This is a genomic window from Leisingera sp. NJS201, from assembly GCF_004535885.1.
Taxonomy (GTDB): domain Bacteria; phylum Pseudomonadota; class Alphaproteobacteria; order Rhodobacterales; family Rhodobacteraceae; genus Leisingera.
The window spans coordinates 2,340,289-2,358,216 of the sequence record NZ_CP038234.1; the positions used below are offsets into that span (position 1 = coordinate 2,340,289).

The 17,928-nt window shown below is 63.6% G+C and carries 14 protein-coding genes and 3 pseudogenes; 7 read left to right on the forward strand and 10 right to left on the reverse strand.

All coding sequences use genetic code 11. The features are described 5' to 3' along the window. Positions 1–72: 72 nt before the first annotated feature. The 3 genes and pseudogenes from eno to ETW23_RS11555 all read right to left on the reverse strand — a co-directional run bounded on the left by eno (position 73) and on the right by ETW23_RS11555 (position 3,043). Positions 73–1,350, reverse strand: a complete 1,278-nt coding sequence (gene eno, locus ETW23_RS11545) for a phosphopyruvate hydratase (protein WP_129371193.1) — start codon at positions 1,348–1,350, stop codon at positions 73–75. A gap of 184 nt (positions 1,351–1,534) precedes the next feature. After that, positions 1,535–2,427 (reverse strand): annotated as a pseudogene (locus tag ETW23_RS11550) (DMT family transporter). A gap of 202 nt (positions 2,428–2,629) precedes the next feature. Beyond that, positions 2,630–3,043 (reverse strand): Fur family transcriptional regulator, encoded by a 414-nt coding sequence (locus ETW23_RS11555; RefSeq protein ID WP_129371195.1) that lies wholly within the window; start codon positions 3,041–3,043, stop codon positions 2,630–2,632. A gap of 349 nt (positions 3,044–3,392) precedes the next feature. Here ETW23_RS11555 and ETW23_RS11560 point away from each other — a divergent pair, with 349 nt between their 5' ends. Next, positions 3,393–4,712, forward strand: a complete 1,320-nt coding sequence (locus ETW23_RS11560; protein WP_237454670.1) for a DEAD/DEAH box helicase — start codon at positions 3,393–3,395, stop codon at positions 4,710–4,712. Positions 4,713–5,002: 290 nt separating this feature from the next. Here ETW23_RS11560 and ETW23_RS11565 read toward each other — a convergent pair. Continuing rightward, positions 5,003–5,706, reverse strand: a pseudogene (locus tag ETW23_RS11565) (endonuclease/exonuclease/phosphatase family protein). Positions 5,707–5,859: 153 nt separating this feature from the next. Beyond that, the gene (locus ETW23_RS11570) at positions 5,860–7,278 is read right to left on the reverse strand and encodes a YdiU family protein (protein WP_134830073.1); all 1,419 of its coding nucleotides are present in this window, start codon (positions 7,276–7,278) and stop codon (positions 5,860–5,862) included. 56 nt (positions 7,279–7,334) lie between these two features. On the opposite strand from ETW23_RS11570, the gene ETW23_RS11575 reads away from it, so the two are divergent. Next, entirely contained in the window at positions 7,335–7,754 is a 420-nt protein-coding gene (locus tag ETW23_RS11575) for a cupin domain-containing protein (RefSeq protein ID WP_134830074.1), read from the forward strand. Between the two features lie 46 nt (positions 7,755–7,800). Continuing rightward, positions 7,801–8,703 carry a fatty acid desaturase gene (locus ETW23_RS11580; RefSeq protein WP_134830075.1) on the forward strand — a complete coding sequence of 301 codons (903 nt, stop codon included), beginning with the start codon at positions 7,801–7,803 and terminating at the stop codon, positions 8,701–8,703. A gap of 80 nt (positions 8,704–8,783) precedes the next feature. Here the strand turns inward: ETW23_RS11580 and ETW23_RS11585 are convergent, their stop codons facing one another. Beyond that, the gene (locus ETW23_RS11585; RefSeq protein ID WP_134830076.1) at positions 8,784–9,893 is read right to left on the reverse strand and encodes an anhydro-N-acetylmuramic acid kinase; all 1,110 of its coding nucleotides are present in this window, start codon (positions 9,891–9,893) and stop codon (positions 8,784–8,786) included. Between the two features lie 144 nt (positions 9,894–10,037). Between ETW23_RS11585 and tyrS the strand changes: the two genes are divergently transcribed. Continuing rightward, positions 10,038–11,294: a tyrosine--tRNA ligase gene (gene tyrS / locus ETW23_RS11590; protein WP_129371201.1), complete on the forward strand. Its 1,257-nt coding sequence runs from the start codon at positions 10,038–10,040 to the stop codon at positions 11,292–11,294. Positions 11,295–11,750: 456 nt separating this feature from the next. On the opposite strand, the gene ETW23_RS25155 is transcribed toward tyrS, so the two are convergent. Further along, complete coding sequence (locus tag ETW23_RS25155; RefSeq protein WP_167738113.1) at positions 11,751–11,888, reverse strand: hypothetical protein; 138 nt, start codon at positions 11,886–11,888, stop codon at positions 11,751–11,753. 46 nt (positions 11,889–11,934) lie between these two features. Here ETW23_RS25155 and ETW23_RS11595 point away from each other — a divergent pair. From ETW23_RS11595 to ETW23_RS11605, 3 genes and pseudogenes are all read left to right on the forward strand, one after another. Further along, positions 11,935–12,850: pseudogene (locus ETW23_RS11595) on the forward strand (GNAT family N-acetyltransferase). Positions 12,851–12,938: 88 nt separating this feature from the next. Continuing rightward, the gene (locus ETW23_RS11600; RefSeq protein ID WP_134830077.1) at positions 12,939–13,694 is read left to right on the forward strand and encodes an SDR family NAD(P)-dependent oxidoreductase; all 756 of its coding nucleotides are present in this window, start codon (positions 12,939–12,941) and stop codon (positions 13,692–13,694) included. Positions 13,695–13,975: 281 nt separating this feature from the next. Next, entirely contained in the window at positions 13,976–14,530 is a 555-nt protein-coding gene (locus ETW23_RS11605) for a sugar O-acetyltransferase (RefSeq protein WP_134830078.1), read from the forward strand. Between the two features lie 157 nt (positions 14,531–14,687). On the opposite strand, the gene ETW23_RS11610 is transcribed toward ETW23_RS11605, so the two are convergent. The 3 genes from ETW23_RS11610 to ETW23_RS11620 all read right to left on the reverse strand — a co-directional run bounded on the left by ETW23_RS11610 (position 14,688) and on the right by ETW23_RS11620 (position 17,868). Next, positions 14,688–16,496, reverse strand: a complete 1,809-nt coding sequence (locus ETW23_RS11610; RefSeq protein WP_134830079.1) for an ABC-F family ATP-binding cassette domain-containing protein — start codon at positions 16,494–16,496, stop codon at positions 14,688–14,690. Between the two features lie 69 nt (positions 16,497–16,565). Further along, positions 16,566–17,309, reverse strand: a complete 744-nt coding sequence (locus ETW23_RS11615) for a GNAT family N-acetyltransferase (RefSeq protein WP_134830080.1) — start codon at positions 17,307–17,309, stop codon at positions 16,566–16,568. An 85-nt stretch (positions 17,310–17,394) separates the two neighbouring features. Then, positions 17,395–17,868 carry an outer membrane protein assembly factor BamE gene (locus tag ETW23_RS11620; protein WP_129371206.1) on the reverse strand — a complete coding sequence of 158 codons (474 nt, stop codon included), beginning with the start codon at positions 17,866–17,868 and terminating at the stop codon, positions 17,395–17,397. Between the last annotated feature and the right edge of the window lie 60 nt (positions 17,869–17,928).

Consider the following 17,928-nt stretch of genomic DNA (forward strand, 5'->3'; position numbering starts at 1 on the left):
AAATGACTCCTCGAAAGAAAGAAGGGCTGATTGACACCAGCCCTTCCGGATCATTCTTCGTAATGGAGGCGCTCAGCGCTTCAGGATCGAACGGCCTGCGTATTCGGCCACTTCGCCCAGCATTTCCTCAATCCGGATCAGCTGGTTGTACTTGGCGAGCCGGTCAGAGCGCGCCAGCGAGCCGGTCTTGATCTGGCCGCAGTTGGTGGCGACGGCGAGGTCGGCAATGGTCGCGTCCTCGGTCTCGCCCGAACGGTGCGACATCACGTTGGTGTAGCGCGCACGATGCGCCATATCGACCGCCTTCAGGGTCTCGGTCAGGGTGCCGATCTGGTTCACCTTCACCAGCATCGAGTTGGCGCAGCCGCGCTCGATGCCCTCGGCCAGGCGCGCCGGGTTGGTCACAAACAGGTCGTCGCCCACCAGCTGCACCTTGTCGCCGATCTCCTGGGTCAGGGCCTTCCAGCCGTCCCAGTCGTCTTCGCCCATGCCGTCTTCGATCGAAATGATCGGATAGTCGTTCACCAGCGCCGCCAGGTAGGCCACGTTTTCCTCGGACGACAGGGTTTTGCCTTCGCCGGACAGCACGTATTTACCGTCCTTGTAATACTCGGTCGCCGCGCAATCCAGCGCCAGATGGATTTCCTCACCCGGCTTATAGCCTGCCTTCTCGATAGATTTCAGAACGAAATCAAGCGCTTCGCGGGTGGAGGCAATGTTGGGGGCAAAGCCGCCCTCGTCGCCGATACCGGTCGAAAGACCCGCCGCCGACAGCTCTTTCTTCAGGGTGTGGAACACTTCGGACCCCATGCGGACCGCGTCGCGGATGTTCTCCGCAGCCACCGGCATGATCATGAATTCCTGAATGTCGATCGGGTTGTCGGCGTGCTCACCGCCGTTGATGATGTTCATCATCGGCACCGGCAGCACCCGCGCCGAAGTGCCGCCGATATAGCGGTACAGCGGCTGGGTGGTGAAATCGGCCGCAGCCTTGGCCACCGCCATCGACACGCCCAGGATCGCGTTGGCGCCCAGGCGGGCTTTGTTCTCGGTGCCGTCCAGCTCGATCATCGCCATATCCACGGCGACCTGCTCGCAGGCGTCAAAGCCGACCAGCTCCTCGGCGATCTCGCCGTTCACTGCGGCGACCGCTTCCAGCACGCCTTTTCCGAGGTAACGGGATTTGTCGCCGTCGCGCTTCTCTACTGCCTCATAGGCGCCGGTCGAGGCGCCCGAAGGCACGGCGGCGCGGCCCATTGTGCCGTCTTCCAGGATCACGTCGACCTCAACCGTCGGGTTGCCCCGGCTGTCGAGAATCTCACGGGCGTGAATGTCGATAATGGTGCTCATCTGTCCATCCTTGGTTTGGCCTGAAAGCGGCGCGTTCTGTTGGCAGCGTCATACCAGCCGCGGCGGAAATGTAAACCGGGCTCGTTATCGCTAACACACATGAAAGCGGCGGTTTAGGGCTAACATTGCTCTGTTTGCGCCAACAGGGTTGAACAATTGCACACCGCGCTGCCGGCCTGAGACCTCAGGCCGCAGCAGCCGCCGCGCGCCGCGCCCGCCGGGCCAGCCGCTGCTCCCGGACAAAGGTATAAAGACCGGATGCGATAATCAGCGCCGACCCTGCCAAGGTCAGCGTATCGGGGCGCTCGCCAAAGACGATGACGCCTGCAAGGATCGAAAACAGCAGCCTTGTATAGCGGAACGGCGTCACCGCCGAAGCATCGCCAACCCGCGTCGCCGTCACGATGCCGTAATAGCCCAGCACCCCGAACAGCACACCGCCGGCCATCATCATCCACTCGCCTCCCGCCAGCGCCTGCGCATCGCCCGGCGTGAAGATCAGCAGCAAAACCCCGCCGGGATGACCGCCATAAATGCCTGAAAACTCAACACCGTTGATGGCACACCGCTGTCCATTGTGCGGGTCATCAGATCGCGCGCCGCAACCCCCAGCACTGCCACCACAACCAGCAGCGCCGCTGGCTCAAACCCGTCCAGCCCGGGCCGGATGATCAGCAGAACGCCAGCAAAGCCCACGCAGATCGCCAGCCAGCGCCGCCAGCCCACGTCCTCCTTCAGAAACAGCGCCGCGCCCATGGTGATCACCAAAGGCGTTGCCTGAAACACTGCGGCCACGGTCGAGATATCCACCAGCGCCAAAGCCGAGGCAAACCCCATCGCCGACACCGCTTCCATGGCGGCCCGCATCACCGGCTTTTTGCGCCAGGCCCGCGCCGCCATCAGCCGGTGCCCTTGCATCTTGGCCATGACCGCAAAGACAAGCCCGCTGCCCAGCCCCAGAAAAACCAGGATCTGCCCCACCGGCAAAGTGGCCGACAGACGCTTGATGAACATGTCTTCAAGCGTGAAAAAAGCCATTGAGGCAATGACCAGCAGAATACCATGCAGGTTGTTCATAAGCGCGCGTCCCGTATCCCGGTCCGGCAGTACGCCGGACCATCCGGGCAAAGAACATCAGCGCCCCGGCGCAGGCAACTCCGTTTGCGACCCGGTGTCATGACAAGACGTGAGCACAGATATCAATTTCCGTGATGCGCCGCGCGGCCCAGGCCGCCGGCGCAACCGGAGTTCTGCAAAATAATGCGGGCCGGGGCGGATGCTACTCCGCCTTGCGCGGCACCCCGTACAGCTCCAGCTTATGCCCGCGCAGCTCATAGCCCAGCTTGCGGGCGATACGCTCCTGCAGCTCCTCGATCTCCGGGTCGCAGAACTCAATCACCTCGCCGGTGTTCATATCGATCAGATGGTCGTGGTGATCCCGCTCGGCATCCTCGTACCGCGCGCGCCCGTCGCCGAACTCCAGCCGTTCCAGAATGCCCGCCTCCTCGAACAGCTTCACCGTGCGATAGACGGTGGCGATGGAAATCGCCGCATCCATCGCACTGGCGCGGGCATACAGCTCCTCTACATCCGGGTGATCGCCGCTGTCCTGCAGCACCTGGGCAATCACCCGGCGCTGGCCGGTCATGCGCAGGCCCTTGGCTTCGCAACGGGCGATAATCGGCTTTGGCATCGAAGGTCCTCGCGGTTTTCTGGCTTTCCTCTTTAGCGGATGCAATCTGCGTCGAAAACAGGCTTTTCGCCGGCATCAACGGTTGACAATGCGCTTATCCACAGCCATTTGACGCCCAGGCATCCCTCCCTGCCGCGTGAGCAGAGACCAAGACCGGCCGCACCGCATGTGCGTGACAAGACACCCGGGTCAAGTGATATGCCGACATTCCCAAAATCACGCGTGGGGATTGCAGAGGCCAGCGGCCTGGCATCCGGCCAGCGCGCGCCCGAGGTCCCTGCCCCGCAAGAAACCGCTGTTTTGCAGCGGATCCGGCCCGTGCTGACGCAGGGCTGTGAAAGGACGATACGTGACTGAATTTTCGACCATGGGGCTTCCTGAAAAGCTCCTCACCCGGCTCCAGGACCTGGGCCTTAATGATCCCACCCCGATCCAGGCCCGCGCCATTCCGCATGCGCTGAACGGCCAGGACGTTCTGGGTCTCGCGCAGACCGGCACCGGCAAGACCGCCGCATTTGGCGTGCCGCTGATCGCGCAGATGATGCAATACGGCCGCAAGCCCGCTGCCAACACCGTGCGCGGCCTGGTGCTGGCGCCGACCCGCGAACTGGCAAACCAGATCGCAGCGACCCTGAAAGGCCTCACCGAAAACACCCCGATGAAGGTCGGCCTGGTTGTCGGCGGCGTTTCCATCAATCCGCAGATCTCCCGCATTGCCAAGGGCACCGACATTCTGGTCGCCACCCCGGGCCGCCTGATTGACATCCTCGATCGCGGCGCACTGGATCTTGGCTCCTGCGACTTCCTGGTGCTGGACGAGGCCGACCAGATGCTGGACCTCGGCTTCATCCACACTCTGCGCAAGATCGCAGCCCTGCTGCCGGCCGAGCGCCAGACCATGCTGTTCTCGGCCACCATGCCCAAGCAGATGAACGAGATCGCCAACTCCTACCTGCAAAGCCCGGTCCGTATCGAAGTCTCGCCTCCGGGCAAAGCCGCCGACAAAGTCACCCAATCGGTGCATTTCATCGCCAAGGCCGAAAAGCTGAGCCTGCTCAAAGAGCTGCTGGCCGACCACAAGGACGAGCGCGCACTGGTCTTCGGCCGCACCAAACACGGCATGGAAAAGCTGATGAAGGTGCTGGACAAGGCAGGCTTTGCCGCCGCTGCCATTCACGGCAACAAATCCCAGGGCCAGCGCGAGCGCGCCCTTGCCGCCTTTAAATCCGGCGACATCAAGGTTCTGGTCGCCACCGATGTGGCCGCCCGAGGGCTGGACATTCCGGACGTGAAACACGTCTACAACTACGAGCTGCCCAATGTGCCGGACGCCTATGTGCACCGTATCGGCCGCACCGCGCGCGCGGGCAAGGATGGCGCTGCCATCGCCTTTTGCTCACCGGATGAAATGGAAGAGCTGAAAGCGATCCAGAAGGTGATGAAAACCACCATCCCCGTCGCCTCGGGCCGCGCCTGGGAGGCTTTGCCGGATCCGGCAGCGGCCGGTAAACCCGGCGGCCGTCCTGGCGCACGCCGCGGCGGCGGCGGTTTCGGCGGCGGCAAACCCGGCGGCCAGCGCCGCCGCGGCGGCGGTGGCTCGGGCGGCCAAGGCAAGCCCCAGGGCGCAAGCAACGGCCAGCGCGGCGGTCAAAAACAGCGCGCGCGCTAAGCCTGCCCGCGCAGCTCCGGGTCGAGGACGCTACCGCCCCAGCGCGTCAGCGCTGTTCATCCTTGCCCCGGAACAGCAAAGCATCAGCCACACTCAAACAGTCATCTTCAGGGGCAAACTGCCCCTGAAGCAGTTCCCTGCAGTAGAAACCTGCAGGAAACTGTCCGGGGGACAGTTCCGGCTGCAAACATCCGCCCCTCCCCTGCGTTGCGCAGCAACGCCCGGCCCAAGGCCGCCAAGGGGCTTCAGGCACAGCCTGACGCCCCTGCGGGCGCGGGAGCGCTCCCGCTTCACACCGCCTGCAAATCCGCCCAGACCGGCAAATGGTCCGAGGCAATATGCGCAGGCCGTGCCCCATGCACCCCATGCGCAACGGCTTTCAACCGCTTGCAATACGCAATCCGATCCAGTGCCCCCAGGGGCCGCAGCGCCGGAAAGCTCGCCTTGGGCGGCAGGAAAGTCAGCGCCGGTGTGATATGCTCCAGCACCGCCCCCGCGACCACTCATTGAAATCCCCCGCCAGCACCACCGCGCTGTCCTCGCGCTTTGCCGCATGGGCCAAGGCACACATCTGTTCACGCCGCGCCCGTCCTGTCAGCCCCAGATGCGCGCCAATCACCCGCACCGGCCCCAAAACCGTCTTCAGCTGAACCCAGACCGCGCCGCGCGGCTCCAGCCCCGGCAAAACGATATGGCCTTTGGCCTGCAGCACCACGCCATTCCGGAACAGCACCGCATTGCCGTGCCAGCCCAGGGACCCCGCGCCGCCCAGGTCCGCCGCCTGCCAGCCGGTTTCCGCGACCAGAAAATGCGGCAGCGCCGCGGGCCGCGGCGGCAGGCGCTTGTCGGCCTCCTGCAGCACCACCACGTCCGCAGCCAGTCCGGCGATCACCTGCAAGATACGCTCAGGCCGGCGGCGCAGGTCCAGGCCGATACATTTCTGAATATTGTAAGTGGCAACCCGCAGCGTTTCCTGCGGCGGTTGATTGGGCATCCGGTGCCTCCAGGTTTGTCCGGAGTTTGGCGCAGGACACATCTGAAACACAACCGTCATCCCGACGCAGGCGTGGCCGGGGGCTGCCCGCCCCCTCTTGAGCCTGCGGCTCAATTCACCCCGGGGGAGTATTTGAAACCAGAAAGAAGCAGATCAGGTTCCGCAGAAAGTCGCCTGCACCACTTCCTCCGGCGCTGGCGGACGCTGCAGGTCTGTGTGTTCCGGCTGGTCCGCATAAGGGCTGGCCAGAACTGCGTTCAGCCGGTGAAACAGCGCATAGTCTCCCGCCACCGCGGCCGCAATCATCTCTTCGATGCGGTGGTTGCGCGGGATGAAGGCCGGATTGGCGGCCCGCATCACCGCTTGCGGGTCCGGCTCATCCGCCAGCCGCGCCTGCCAGCCTTCGGCCCAGCTGTCATATGCCGCTGGATCGGTGAATTGACCGCGCGCCGTGCCCGCCGCCAGCGCCCTGAAACTATTGGTGAAATCGCTTTGGTTTTCCGCCATCCGCTCCAACAGGCCAGAGACCAGCTCCAGGTCATCTTCCTGCGCCGTAGTGATCCCCAGCTTGGCACGGAACCGGGTCAGCCAAGCGTCCTCGGTCAGCTGCGGCATCGCATGAACGATTTCCGTGGCTTCCTCGACGCCTGCCTGCGGGTCGTCCAGCTGCTGGATCAGCGCAGTGGCCAGCTGTGCCAGGTTCCACACTGCAATATCGGGCTGGTTGGCATAGGCATACCGCCGCCCGCGGTCGATAGACGAGAACACCGTATGCGGGTGGTAGACATCCATAAAGGCGCAAGGGCCATAGTCGATTGTCTCGCCCGAGATCGCGGAATTGTCAGTGTTCATCACCCCGTGGATAAAGCCCACGCCCATCCAGGCTGCAATCAGCTTGGCCTGCGCATCGCGCACCGCCCTCAGCAGGCCCATGGCACCATCCGCATTCGGGTAATGGCGGGCAATCGCATAGTCCGTCAGCTGCCGCAGGCTGTGTTTGTCGCCGCGCGCCGCGAAGATCTGAAACGTCCCCACCCGCAGATGGCTGGAGGCCACCCGGGTCAGAACCGCACCGGGCAATCCCCCTTCGCGCCAGACAGTCTCGCCCGTCTCAACCGCCGCCAGCGCGCGGGTGGTCGGGATGCCAAGCGCATGCATTGCCTCGCTCACCACATATTCGCGCAGCACCGGGCCCAGCCAGGCACGGCCATCGCCGCTGCGGGAATAGGGTGTGCGCCCGGAGCCTTTCAGCTGGACATCCCGGCGCTTACCGTCGGTTCCCACCGTCTCGCCCAGCAGGATTGCCCGCCCGTCGCCAAGCTGCGGATTATACGTCCCGAACTGGTGCCCGGCGTAAAGCTGCGCCAGCGGATCAGCCCCTTCCGGCACCAGGTTGCCACCAAAGACCGCCGCCATCTCTGCCGCCTCACCCGGGCTTATGCGCATCAGCCGGGCCAGATCCTCGTTGAAAGCAATCAGCCTCGGCGCCTTCACCGCCTGCGGCGCCAGTTTGGAGTAGAACTGCCCCGGCAGGGCAGCATATGTGTTATCGAAGGGGAACGTGAAAGCCATAGCCCAAACATATGCTTGGTATACAGATTTACCAGCGCCAAAAGGGAGAGCCTGCAGTGACGGCAGATCAGATCATTGAACATTTGGGCTTGCAGCCGCACCCCGAAGGCGGATGGTACCGGGAAACCTGGCGGGCCGGGAATGAAGGCCGCCCCGCAGGCACCTGTATTTACTTTCTTTTAAAGGACGGCGAAAGCAGCCATTGGCACCGGGTCGATGCAACGGAGATCTGGCTTTTCCACGCCGGTGCACCGCTGGTGCTGTCGGTGGCGGAGACAAGGGAAGGCCCGGCACAGGACCACATACTGACCCCTGATCTGAGCAAAGGCGCGCCGCAGCAGATCGTGCCCGAAGGTCACTGGCAGGCGGCCCGCACAACCGGAGACTGCACATTGGTAAGCTGCACCGTCTCGCCCGGTTTCCAGTTCGAAGGATTCGAACTTGCTGCGCCTGGCTTTGACATCCCGCGTGGCTGACCCCCGACTCTTGCAGCGAATCAGAAGACTGGACAAAACTGTCCATATGCCTGCACCTATGGATCACACCACCCTTATCAAGTCGCTGCCGCCGGAGACCAAAGCGTCCTTGACCACCCGTTCCGATGCTGCGGGGCTGCAGCATCTTGCGCTGTACATTGCCGCTTTGGCTGTCTGCACCACGGGCCTTGCGCTGCAAGTGCCCTTCTGGCCGCTTCTGATGCTGCCGCAGGGGGTGTTACTGGTCTTCCTGTTCACCCTCAGCCACGAATGCACCCACCAAACTCCGTTCCGCAGCAAGTGGCTGAACGAGGCCGCAGGCCATTTCTGCGCCCTGGCAATGGCGCTGCCCTTTGTCTGGTTCCGCTACTTTCACCTGGCGCATCACAAGTTCACCAACGACCCCGAACGCGACCCCGAGCTGGAACAAGGGCCGCGCCCGGAGACCATTCCCCAATGGCTGAAATACCTCAGCGGCTGGGGCTATTGGCGCGGCATGGCGGGGACCCTCTGGCGCAACGCCTTTGGCACCATTGATGCGCCGTACCTGCCGGAACGCCGCCACGCGCACATGCGGCTGGAGGCGCGGGTACTGTTGTCCGTCTACACAGCCGCCCTGCTGACCCTGCTGGTGTCACCACTGGTTTTGCGGCTATGGCTTGTGCCGCTGCTGATCGGCCAGCCGTTCCTGCGCGCCTATCTGTTGGCAGAACACGGGCTCTGCCCGCCAGTTGCCAACATGCTGGAAAACTCCCGCACCACCTTCACCAACCGGTTGGTGCGCTTTCTGGCCTGGAATATGCCTTATCATGCCGAGCATCATGCTTTTCCGAATGTGCCTTTCCACCAGCTGCCCGCTTTCCATGCCATCACACAGGCACACCTGAAGTCAGCTTCGGGAGGGTATGCAGAGTTCACATCAGACTACCTCCGGCAGATCTCCCGCTGACCGGTCGTCAAAGGCCGCACAAATTTCTTTGAAGAAATTTGACAAGAAACTTCGAAGTTTCTTGTCCCCACGTCTCTATCTCACGCCCCCGGCACGCTCACCACCCCGCCGCCGACGCAGGCCCGCACGCCGGTGGTGCCAGGGCAGGACGTCGCCATCCCCCGCGCCACCCGCACCGCCAGATGGGCAAAGGCCTGCGCCTCCAGCATGTCGCCGTCCAGGCCTGCGTCCTCAACCGGTTTCACCGCACAATCCAGCGACACCCGCAGCATCTGCATCAGCACCGGGTTGTGCCGCCCGCCGCCAGTGACCAGCACGACCTCCGGCGGCTCCGGGCAATGCTCCATCCCCTGCACCACCGAGGCTGCGCACATGGCGATCAAGGTCGCCGCGGCGTCCGAGTCATTCAACTCGTTCACCAATCCGACCATCTCGTCAAAATCGTTCCGATCCAGTGATTTGGGCGGCATTCTTGCAAAGTAAGGCTCGGCCAGAAACAGCTCCAGCGCGCCGGTCTCCACAGTGCCGGAGCGCGCCACCTTGCCATCCGCGTCCCAGGGAATGCCAAGCCGCTCCTGCACCAGATCATTAACCGGCGCATTGGCCGGGCCGGTGTCAAACGCCAGCAGCGCGCCGGGTTCCTCGGCCTGGTCAAACCGCGGATCCACATAGGTAAGATTGCCAACCCCGCCCAGGTTCAGGAAACACAGCGGCCGTTCGGCGCCGATGTATTTGGCGCAGGCAAAGTGAAAGAACGGCGCCAGCGGCGCGCCCTCACCGCCCATCGACACATCGTCTGAACGGAAATCCCAGACCACCGGCTTGCCCAGGCGTTCGGCCAAAGCCGCGCCATCGCCCACCTGCAGCGTCCCCTGCAGCCGCGGCGCATGGGAAAGGGTCTGGCCGTGAAAGCCGATGATCGCCACGTCCTCGAATTCTGCCAGCGCCGCCGCGTGGGCCGCATCGCAAACCCCGGCAGCCGCTTCAACCTCCGGTCCGGTCCATTTGCCCAGCCCCGCCCGCAGCACGCTGCGCTCGGCTTCGGTATACTCGCGGTAACTGCTCTCGCCAAACCCGTGGATACGCTCGCCATCGGTTACCACAACCGCTGCATCCACCCCGTCCAGCGAAGTGCCGCTCATCGCCCCCAGCGCCCGCACCGGGCCTGATTTTGCTATGGCCCTGCTCATGGCCTGCCCCCGTCCTTATGGCTCCGGGCCGTCCCGCCCGCTTGCGCCTGACTCTACAACGCATAAATTGCCGGGAAAACAGGTTCCAACCGGCATCAATGCGATTTATAGGGCATGGTGCAAAATCATAGACCGAGGCATGTTATGACCTACACACCGAAATCGGATTTCGTCGCAGTCATGATGGAACGCGGGTTCCTCGCGGACTGCACCGATTATCAGGGGCTGGATGACGCCCTGATCAGCGGTGTGCGCCCGGCCTATATCGGCTTTGACGCGACTGCAAAATCCTTGCACGTCGGCTCGCTGATCCAGATCATGATGCTGCGCTGGTTCCAGAAGACCGGCCACCAGCCGATCACCTTGATGGGCGGCGGCACCACCAAGGTGGGCGACCCCTCCTTCCGTGCCGATGAACGCCCGCTGCTGACCGAGGCCCAGATCGACGACAACATCGCCGGCATCAAGAAGGTGTTCTCGGCCTACATCGACTACGACACCGATGCGCCGAACAAGGCGCTGATGCTGAACAACGCCGAATGGCTGGACAGCTTGAACTACCTGGAATTCCTGCGCGACATCGGCCGCCATTTCTCAGTGAACCGGATGCTGGCATTCGAAAGCGTCAAATCACGCCTTGACCGCGAGCAATCCCTGTCGTTCCTCGAATTCAACTACATGATCCTGCAGGCCTATGACTTCATGGAGCTGAACAACCGCTACGGCTGTATCCTGCAGATGGGCGGCTCGGATCAATGGGGCAATATCGTCAACGGTATCGACCTCACCCGCCGCACCATCGACCATGAGGTCTATGGCCTGACTTCACCGCTGTTGACCACTTCGGACGGCAAGAAGATGGGCAAGTCGCAGGACGGCGCAGTCTGGTTGAATGCCGAAATGCGCAGCCCATACGAGTTCTGGCAATTCTGGCGCAACACCACCGATGCCGACGTGGGCCGTTTCCTGAAGCTTTATACCGAGCTGCCGGTTGATGAATGCGACCGCCTGGGCGCGCTGGCCGGATCTGAAGTCAATGCTGCCAAGGTGATCCTGGCGAATGAAGTGACCACGCTGCTGCACGGTGCCGGGGCCGCCGCGGCAGCAGAAGCCACCGCCCGCGAAGTGTTTGAGAAGGGCGGTGTGGGCGACGACCTCCCGACCCTGTCGCTCACTCCGGCGGATCTGGGTGACGGGATTTCCATTGTGCAGCTGATCGTGAAATCCGGCCTCGCCAAATCCGGCAAGGACGCCAAACGGCTGATTTCCGAGAACGGTGCCAAAATCGACGACCAGCCGCTGACCGATGCCGGCCTGATGATCGACGCAGGCGCGCTCTCCTCGCCAATCAAACTGAGCGCCGGCAAAAAACGCCACGCTCTGGTGCGGCTGGACGGCTGAACAGGGCGGCAAAAACACGAGACAGGGGAGCCGCCGCGCTCCCCTTTTTCATTTACAGCAAGCCCTCCCGCCCATTCCGGCCCCATCATAGATGGGCCGTCATGGTTGGGCATAGCGCCGCGCAGCCGCGCGGCGCGGTCGCGCTTCCTTTGAGACACACGCCAAAACAGGCCAGCGCCGGGTCAAGGACGGCGCTGCCGCCGTGCGCAGCACGGTTTATCCTTGAGGCGGGGATGGACAGGGTAAACTCAAACAGGCGCCTTGAGGGCAAACCTGCCCTTAAGCGCCTCTCAGCCAACTTCCTTGCGCCGCAACGCGGCGCCTGCCCAGGCTCCACCCGTACCTCGCTGAAATCCGTCCCGGACGGTTCTCCGGGCGTTCGTCACCCCAAGGCCGCACAAGGACGAATAGGCACGGCCAAGGCGGCTGCGGGAGCGGGGGGCACTCCCGGCTGCCTCAGAGCAGAAACACCTCGACCAGCGTCAGCACCAGAAACACCGGCACCGACAGGCCGATGGCAATCAGCAGCGCCGCTGCCCTGGTCATCCGCGGGGCCGCAGCAGCCTGCCCCATAATCTGTTTCTTGTCCTTCATGCGCGAAGTTAACCATGAATTAGGTTTCCAGCGCGTTAATAGCCTCATGTTCGACAGTGCCCCCGATCCCGGTATGCCCCCATCGGCAACCCGCCGCCCTCCGCTCCGCGCCCTTCAGCAATCGCCGGAGTTTGCCCGCGCGCTGATGGCCTGCGGACAGGACCCGCTGTTGCTGGACGGCACGCTGGTGCTGCAGCGCCGCCTTCCCGGCGGGCTGCGTCTGGCGATGGTGAACCGGGCGGATCTGAGCAACCCCGCCCCCTGATGGCAGCCTTGCGCAGGCGCGGACTGGGCCATACGCCGTTGATCCTGTCGCCGGAGACACCGGCACCGCAACTCGCCCGCCTTGGTGCGGTACCGCTTGTCACCCCGGCGCATGCAGCGCTTTGGGACCTGACCGCCCCCCCGATCAGCGCCGGGCAGCTCTGCACCAGAAATGGCGCAACCGGCTGAACCACGGCGAATCCCAGGGCCTGCGCCTCACCCGCCAGAACCTGCCGCACGATGTGCGCCACTGGCTGTTCGCCGCCGACGCCAAACAGCAAACCGCCCGCGGCTACCGCAGCTGGCCCATCGCCCTTACCCTTGCCTATGCGCGTGAAAACAAGGGCCAGGCCAAACTGTTCCAGGCATTCGAGGGCAAAGACCCGGTCGCCGCCATCCTGATCCTCACCCATGGCAGCAGCGCCACCTACCACATCGCCCATACCACCGCGCGCGGCAAACAGCTCAGCGCCCATCCCATGCTGATGTGGGAGGCCGCATGCTGGCTTGCCAACAAGGGCATCTGCCGCCTGGACCTTGGCCTGATCGACACAAGCCGCGCCGCTGGACTTGCCCGTTTCAAACTCGGCACCGGCGCCAAGGCGCACCGCCTGGGCGGAACCTGGGGCCTTTGGCCGCCGTTGGGCCGCCTCTTACGTCCCCTGGCGCTGCTGGACCGGCAGCAAATGGACGCTTGAGCGCCCGCGACGTCCCGTCCCGCTGGACAGATGCAGGCCGCCTCCATTATATGAACACACGTTCAGATAACCGGGAGGAGCCCCGCTCATGAAACTTGCAGACACCGCTGCCATCGTCACCGGCGCCGCCTCGGGCCTGGGCGAGGCCACCGCCCGCTACTTTGCCGGCCAAGGCGCCCAGGTAACAATCCTGGACCGCGACGCCGGCCGCGGAACCCAAGTTGCGGAAGAAATCGGCGGGCATTTCGCCCAGACCGACGTCACCAGCGAAGACTCGGTCTCCGCCGCCATCGCCCATGCAGCAGACAAGATGGGCAAGATTACCGCTTGCGTGAACTGCGCCGGCATAGCCATCGGTGCCAAGACCGTCGGCAAAGACGGCGCGCATCCGCTGGACGCCTACAAGCGCACCATTGACATCAATCTGGTCGGCACTTTCAACGTGGCGCGCCTCGCCGCCGTGGAAATCGCCAAGAACACTCCGGACGCTGATGGCGCCCGCGGGGTGATCATCAACACCGCCTCGATCGCCGCCTTTGACGGCCAAAAGGGCCAGGCGGCTTATGCGGCCTCCAAGGGCGGCGTGGCCGGCATGTGCCTGCCGATGGCGCGTGATCTGGCCTCTTCGGGCATCCGCGTGATGACCATCGCGCCCGGCATTTTCATGACGCCGATGCTGGCCGGCCTGCCGGAAGAAGTGCAGCAGCAATTGGCGGCAGATGTGCCCAACCCCGCCCGCCTGGGCGATCCCCGCGAATACGGCCGCCTCGCGGGCTTTATCGTCGAGATGGGCTACCTCAACGGCGAAGTCATCCGCATTGACGGCGCCCTGCGCATGCGCTGACACACCTGCTGTTGAGGCCGGGTCAAGGGCTGCACAGCAGCGGCGCCTGCGCCGTTCACCCTTGAGGCGGTCTCAGCGGACTACACACTCGAAACGGCGTCTTGAGGGGCACACCGCCCCTTAAGCGCTTCTCAGCCAAACCTTTTTGCGTTGCGCAGCAACGCGCGGCCCAAGGCCGCACAAAGGTGCCTTGGCGCAGCCAGGGCTCCTGCGGGCGCGGGAGCACTGCCGCCGATTGACAATCCCTCCGGCCCGCATTTCACTCCCATCAGGAGGTCTTGATGCGCAAAACCGAACGGCAGAAAATGCAGGCTGGCGAATGGTACTGTTGCCAGGACAGCGAACTTGGGGTGTTGCAGCACCAGGCCCGCGTTGCGGTGCATCAGCACAACACCGCCCCGCCTGATCCCGCCGCGCAGCTCAGCCCGCCGCTGGCCGCTCTCTTTGCGGCCCACGGCGAAAACTGCCTGGTTGAGGCCCCCTTCCACTGCGCCTATGGCATCAACATCACCCTGGGCTGCAACGTCTACATGAACGCGGGCTGCACCATTCTGGACACCGCGCCGGTCACCATCGGCGACGGCGCCATGCTGGGGCCGAATGTGCAGATCTACTGCGCCCAGCACCACAAGGACAGGGCATTACGGGCGCAAGGGCTGGAGATCGCCCGCCCCGTTACTCTGGGCACGGACGTCTGGATCGGCGGCGGCGCAATCCTCCTGCCGGGTGTCACAATCGGCGACGGCGCCATCGTCGGCGCCGGGGCAGTAGTGACCAGGGATGTGGCTGCAGGCAAAACGGTGACAGGCAATCCCGCCCGCCCCCGGCGCCTGTAATCAAGCCGGCCGTCAGACGGTTAAGCCACCGCCCGCCGCCTTAACCCGCGCTTCATATTTCCTGATGAATTCCAAAGCATTATGGCAGGATCTTTGACCAAATGTTTCGCGTGCGAAACATTTGGTCAGCCTTACTGTCTTAACTGAAACCGCGGCCTCAGCCCTCGGCTTTTTCTTCCAGCAGCAGCCATTCTTCCTCAGCCGCCGCCAGCTTTTCCTGCCGCTCCACCAGCGCCTCGGTCGCTTTCCTGAACTTGACCGGCTCGCGGCTGAACAGCGCTGGATCCGCCATCAATTCCTGCAGTTTGCCAATCTCTGCTTCCAGCCGCTCAATCTCTCCCGGCAGCGCCTCCAGCCGGTGCTTTTCCTTAAAGCTCAGCCCGTCCTTGGGCGGACTTTCCTGCTTGGGCTTCGGCTTCGCAACCTTCACCTTCTCAGACTTTTCCGCAACGTCCAGCGGCCCGCGCTGCGCCAGGTAGTCGCTCCATCCGCCGGCATAAGCCGTGGCCTTGCCGTCGCCTTCCATCGCAATGGTGGTGGTCGCCACCCGGTCCAGAAAATCCCGGTCATGGCTCACCAGCAGCACGGTGCCGTCGTAATTATCGAGCAGCTCCTGCAAGAGATCCAGCGTCTCCACATCCAGGTCGTTGGTCGGTTCATCCAGAACCAGCAGGTTCGAGGACCGCGCCATCAGCCGCGCCAAAAGCAGCCGCGCCTTCTCGCCGCCCGACAAAGACCGCACCGGGGCACGCGCCTGGGCTTCATCAAACAGAAACTCCTTCAGATAGCCCACCACATGTTTCGGCTGCCCGCGCACCATCACCTGATCCGCCTTGCCGGAAACCCCCAGCAGGGGATCTGCGGTCAGATTCTCCCACAGGGTCGCATTGCCATCCAATTGATCCCGCGTCTGATCAAACAGCGCCAGCTCCAGATTGGTGCCCAGCTTCACCGACCCCGTATCCGGCTCTTCCAGCCCCAGCAGCATCTTCAACAGCGTTGTCTTTCCTGCGCCATTGGGCCCGACAAAAGCCACCCGGTCGCCGCGCTGCACCTTCAGCGAGAAGTCCTGCACGATCTGCTTGCCGTCAAAGGCCTTGCCCAGCCCCTCGGCCTCAATCACCTTGCGGCCCGATTTCGGCCCCGAATCCAACGCCATCTCAGCTGCGCCCTGGCGCTTGATCTGGTTGCTGCGTTCGGATTTCAGATCCTGCAGCGCCCGCACCCGGCCCATGTTGCGCTTGCGGCGGGCGGAAATCCCCTCCACCGCCCAGCGGCTTTCGGATTTGATCAGCCGGTTCAGCTTGTGCCGCTGCTGGTCTTCTTCCTCCCACAGCTTGTCGCGCCAGGCTTCAAAGGCCTCAAACCCCTTCTCCTGCCGGCGCACCGCGCCGCGGTCCACCCACAGCGTCGCCTTCGTCAGCGCCCGCAAAAACGCCCGGTCGTGGCTGATCAGCACAAAACCCGCGCGGGTCGCCTTCAGCTCACTCTCCAGCCAGGTGATCGCTTCGATATCCAGATGGTTGGTCGGCTCGTCCAGCAGCATCAGATCCGGCGCCTCGGCCATCAGCTTGGCCAATGCGGCGCGGCGCCGTTCACCGCCGGATGCGGTTTCAACGGGACGCGCCGGATCGAACTTCAACCCTTCGCCCGCGCGCTCCACCTTGTACATCTCGCCAGGATCCAGCGCGCTGGCGGCAAAATCGCCCAGCGTCGCAAAACCCGTCATCTGCGGATCCTGCTCCATATAGCCCACCGATTTACCCGGCGGCACCACAATTGCGCCCTTATCCGCTTCAACAATCCCCGCCATCACCTTCATCAGCGTGGATTTCCCCGACCCGTTGCGGCCCACCAGGGCAACGCGGTCGCCGGGCTGAACCACCAGATCGAGATCGGAAAAAACCGGATCGCCCCCAAAGGTGAGGGAAATACCGGACATCTGCAAAAGAGGAATACGTGCCATGCCAGCCAGCTACCCCGGCGGCAGAATCGCGTCAACGCCGCTTCTTCATCTTTTCAAAAATACTCAAATTCACCCGGCCACCGCCCTGAGCAGCCGCTTGCGGGCAGCAGGAATGGCCCCGATCTCCAGCCCGGTGAACACATGCAGCGTGTTCATACAGCCATCGACCACCGCATGATCGCTGACCCAGCCGCCCATCAGCAGATAGGTCCGCAGCAGCGGCGGCATATGCAGCATCGCCTTTTTCACATCCGGTTTCCGCCGCAACCGCGCAGCAAAGCGGAACACATCGGGCGCCTTCACCTGCGGCCGCCAGCAAGGCGGCGCCAGATGCCGGTGTTTCAGCAATGCAAAAGCGTCCAGATATTCTGCCGTGGCGGTGCCGGCAAAAGACGTGCAGCCAAATAGCATCCGCACCTCTTTTGCATCAACAAAGACGGTTACCGCCCCCCAGGCAATGCGCAGAATATCCGGGTCGTGCCAATCGGGATGGATGCAGAACCGGCCCAGCTCCGCCATCCGGCCCTGGAACCCCTGCAACCCCGGCAGATCATAGAACTGCGCCGAATAGCTGCAGCCCAGTTCCGCGCCGCCCCTCAGCACCAGCAGCCGGAAGCAGCAGACCAAAGCACCAGTCCGCACCTCCTCCACCAGCACATGCACGCAGGCCCCATCATAAGCGTCGCAATCGGTGCCGCCGGTGCGAAAGCACAGCGCGCGCAGCGCCTGCGCCGCAGCCACATCCGCAGCCCCCGCCGCCAGGCGCGCGCGGTAACACCCCTTGTGCAATAGCACCTCCGGCACTGCTGCCATTGCGGCCTCCCCCTTCTCCGGTTCAGCCCTTAACATAAGCGCTGTGACAGCCCGGTGAAGCCCGCTGGACCGGCAGCCCCCAGCCTTACTGGTCCTGCAGGAACTGATCGGGACCGAAATTGCCCAGGCTGCCCAGCAGCTGGCGCAGGAACGTGTTGTCCTGCACGCTGGAACTGGTCACCCGGCGTTCCAGCGGCACCACTTTGCCGTCTTCCAGGCTGAACCGCTCAATCCCCTGCACCACTCCGGCGGTGTCAAAGCTGATCGCGACCAGATCGCGCGCCACCGGTTTCGGGGCTGCGGCGCCATAGTGGCGGAACCGGGTCGCGACGTAATAATAACCGCTGTCGTTCAGCACCCCGGTCGAGGACGGGATGCCGACGCTTTCGGCCACCGAATCCCGGGTATCGATCCCCGGCACCACTTCGGCCAGCTGGTCCGGCGTGGGCACATACCCGTGCTTGCGGTAAACCGACGAACAGGCCGCCAATGCCAGCCCCGCCGCGGCAAAAACCGCCCCGCGCATAACGGACTTAAAGTGAAATGCCTTAGCAACCATGACTGCCCCCCGGCCTTATGCCGCAATGCGCGGCTTGAATACGTCTTTGAACCCGATTAC

Bases quoted from the DNA above. Each gene is read 5' to 3' on its own strand.
- ETW23_RS11555 (WP_129371195.1), bottom strand. From the start codon at position 3,043: ATGCCAAAGCCGATTATCGCCCGTTGCGAAGCCAAGGGCCTGCGCATG.
- ETW23_RS11600 (WP_134830077.1), top strand. From the start codon at position 12,939: ATGAAACTTGCAGACACCGCTGCCATCGTCACCGGCGCCGCCTCGGGC.
- eno (WP_129371193.1), bottom strand. From the start codon at position 1,350: ATGAGCACCATTATCGACATTCACGCCCGTGAGATTCTCGACAGCCGG.
- ETW23_RS11585 (WP_134830076.1), bottom strand. From the start codon at position 9,893: ATGAGCAGGGCCATAGCAAAATCAGGCCCGGTGCGGGCGCTGGGGGCG.
- ETW23_RS11610 (WP_134830079.1), bottom strand. From the start codon at position 16,496: ATGGCACGTATTCCTCTTTTGCAGATGTCCGGTATTTCCCTCACCTTT.
- ETW23_RS11580 (WP_134830075.1), top strand. From the start codon at position 7,801: ATGCCTGCACCTATGGATCACACCACCCTTATCAAGTCGCTGCCGCCG.
- ETW23_RS11620 (WP_129371206.1), bottom strand. From the start codon at position 17,868: ATGGTTGCTAAGGCATTTCACTTTAAGTCCGTTATGCGCGGGGCGGTT.
- ETW23_RS11605 (WP_134830078.1), top strand. From the start codon at position 13,976: ATGCGCAAAACCGAACGGCAGAAAATGCAGGCTGGCGAATGGTACTGT.
- ETW23_RS25155 (WP_167738113.1), bottom strand. From the start codon at position 11,888: ATGAAGGACAAGAAACAGATTATGGGGCAGGCTGCTGCGGCCCCGCGG.
- ETW23_RS11570 (WP_134830073.1), bottom strand. From the start codon at position 7,278: ATGGCTTTCACGTTCCCCTTCGATAACACATATGCTGCCCTGCCGGGG.
- ETW23_RS11615 (WP_134830080.1), bottom strand. From the start codon at position 17,309: ATGGCAGCAGTGCCGGAGGTGCTATTGCACAAGGGGTGTTACCGCGCG.
- tyrS (WP_129371201.1), top strand. From the start codon at position 10,038: ATGACCTACACACCGAAATCGGATTTCGTCGCAGTCATGATGGAACGC.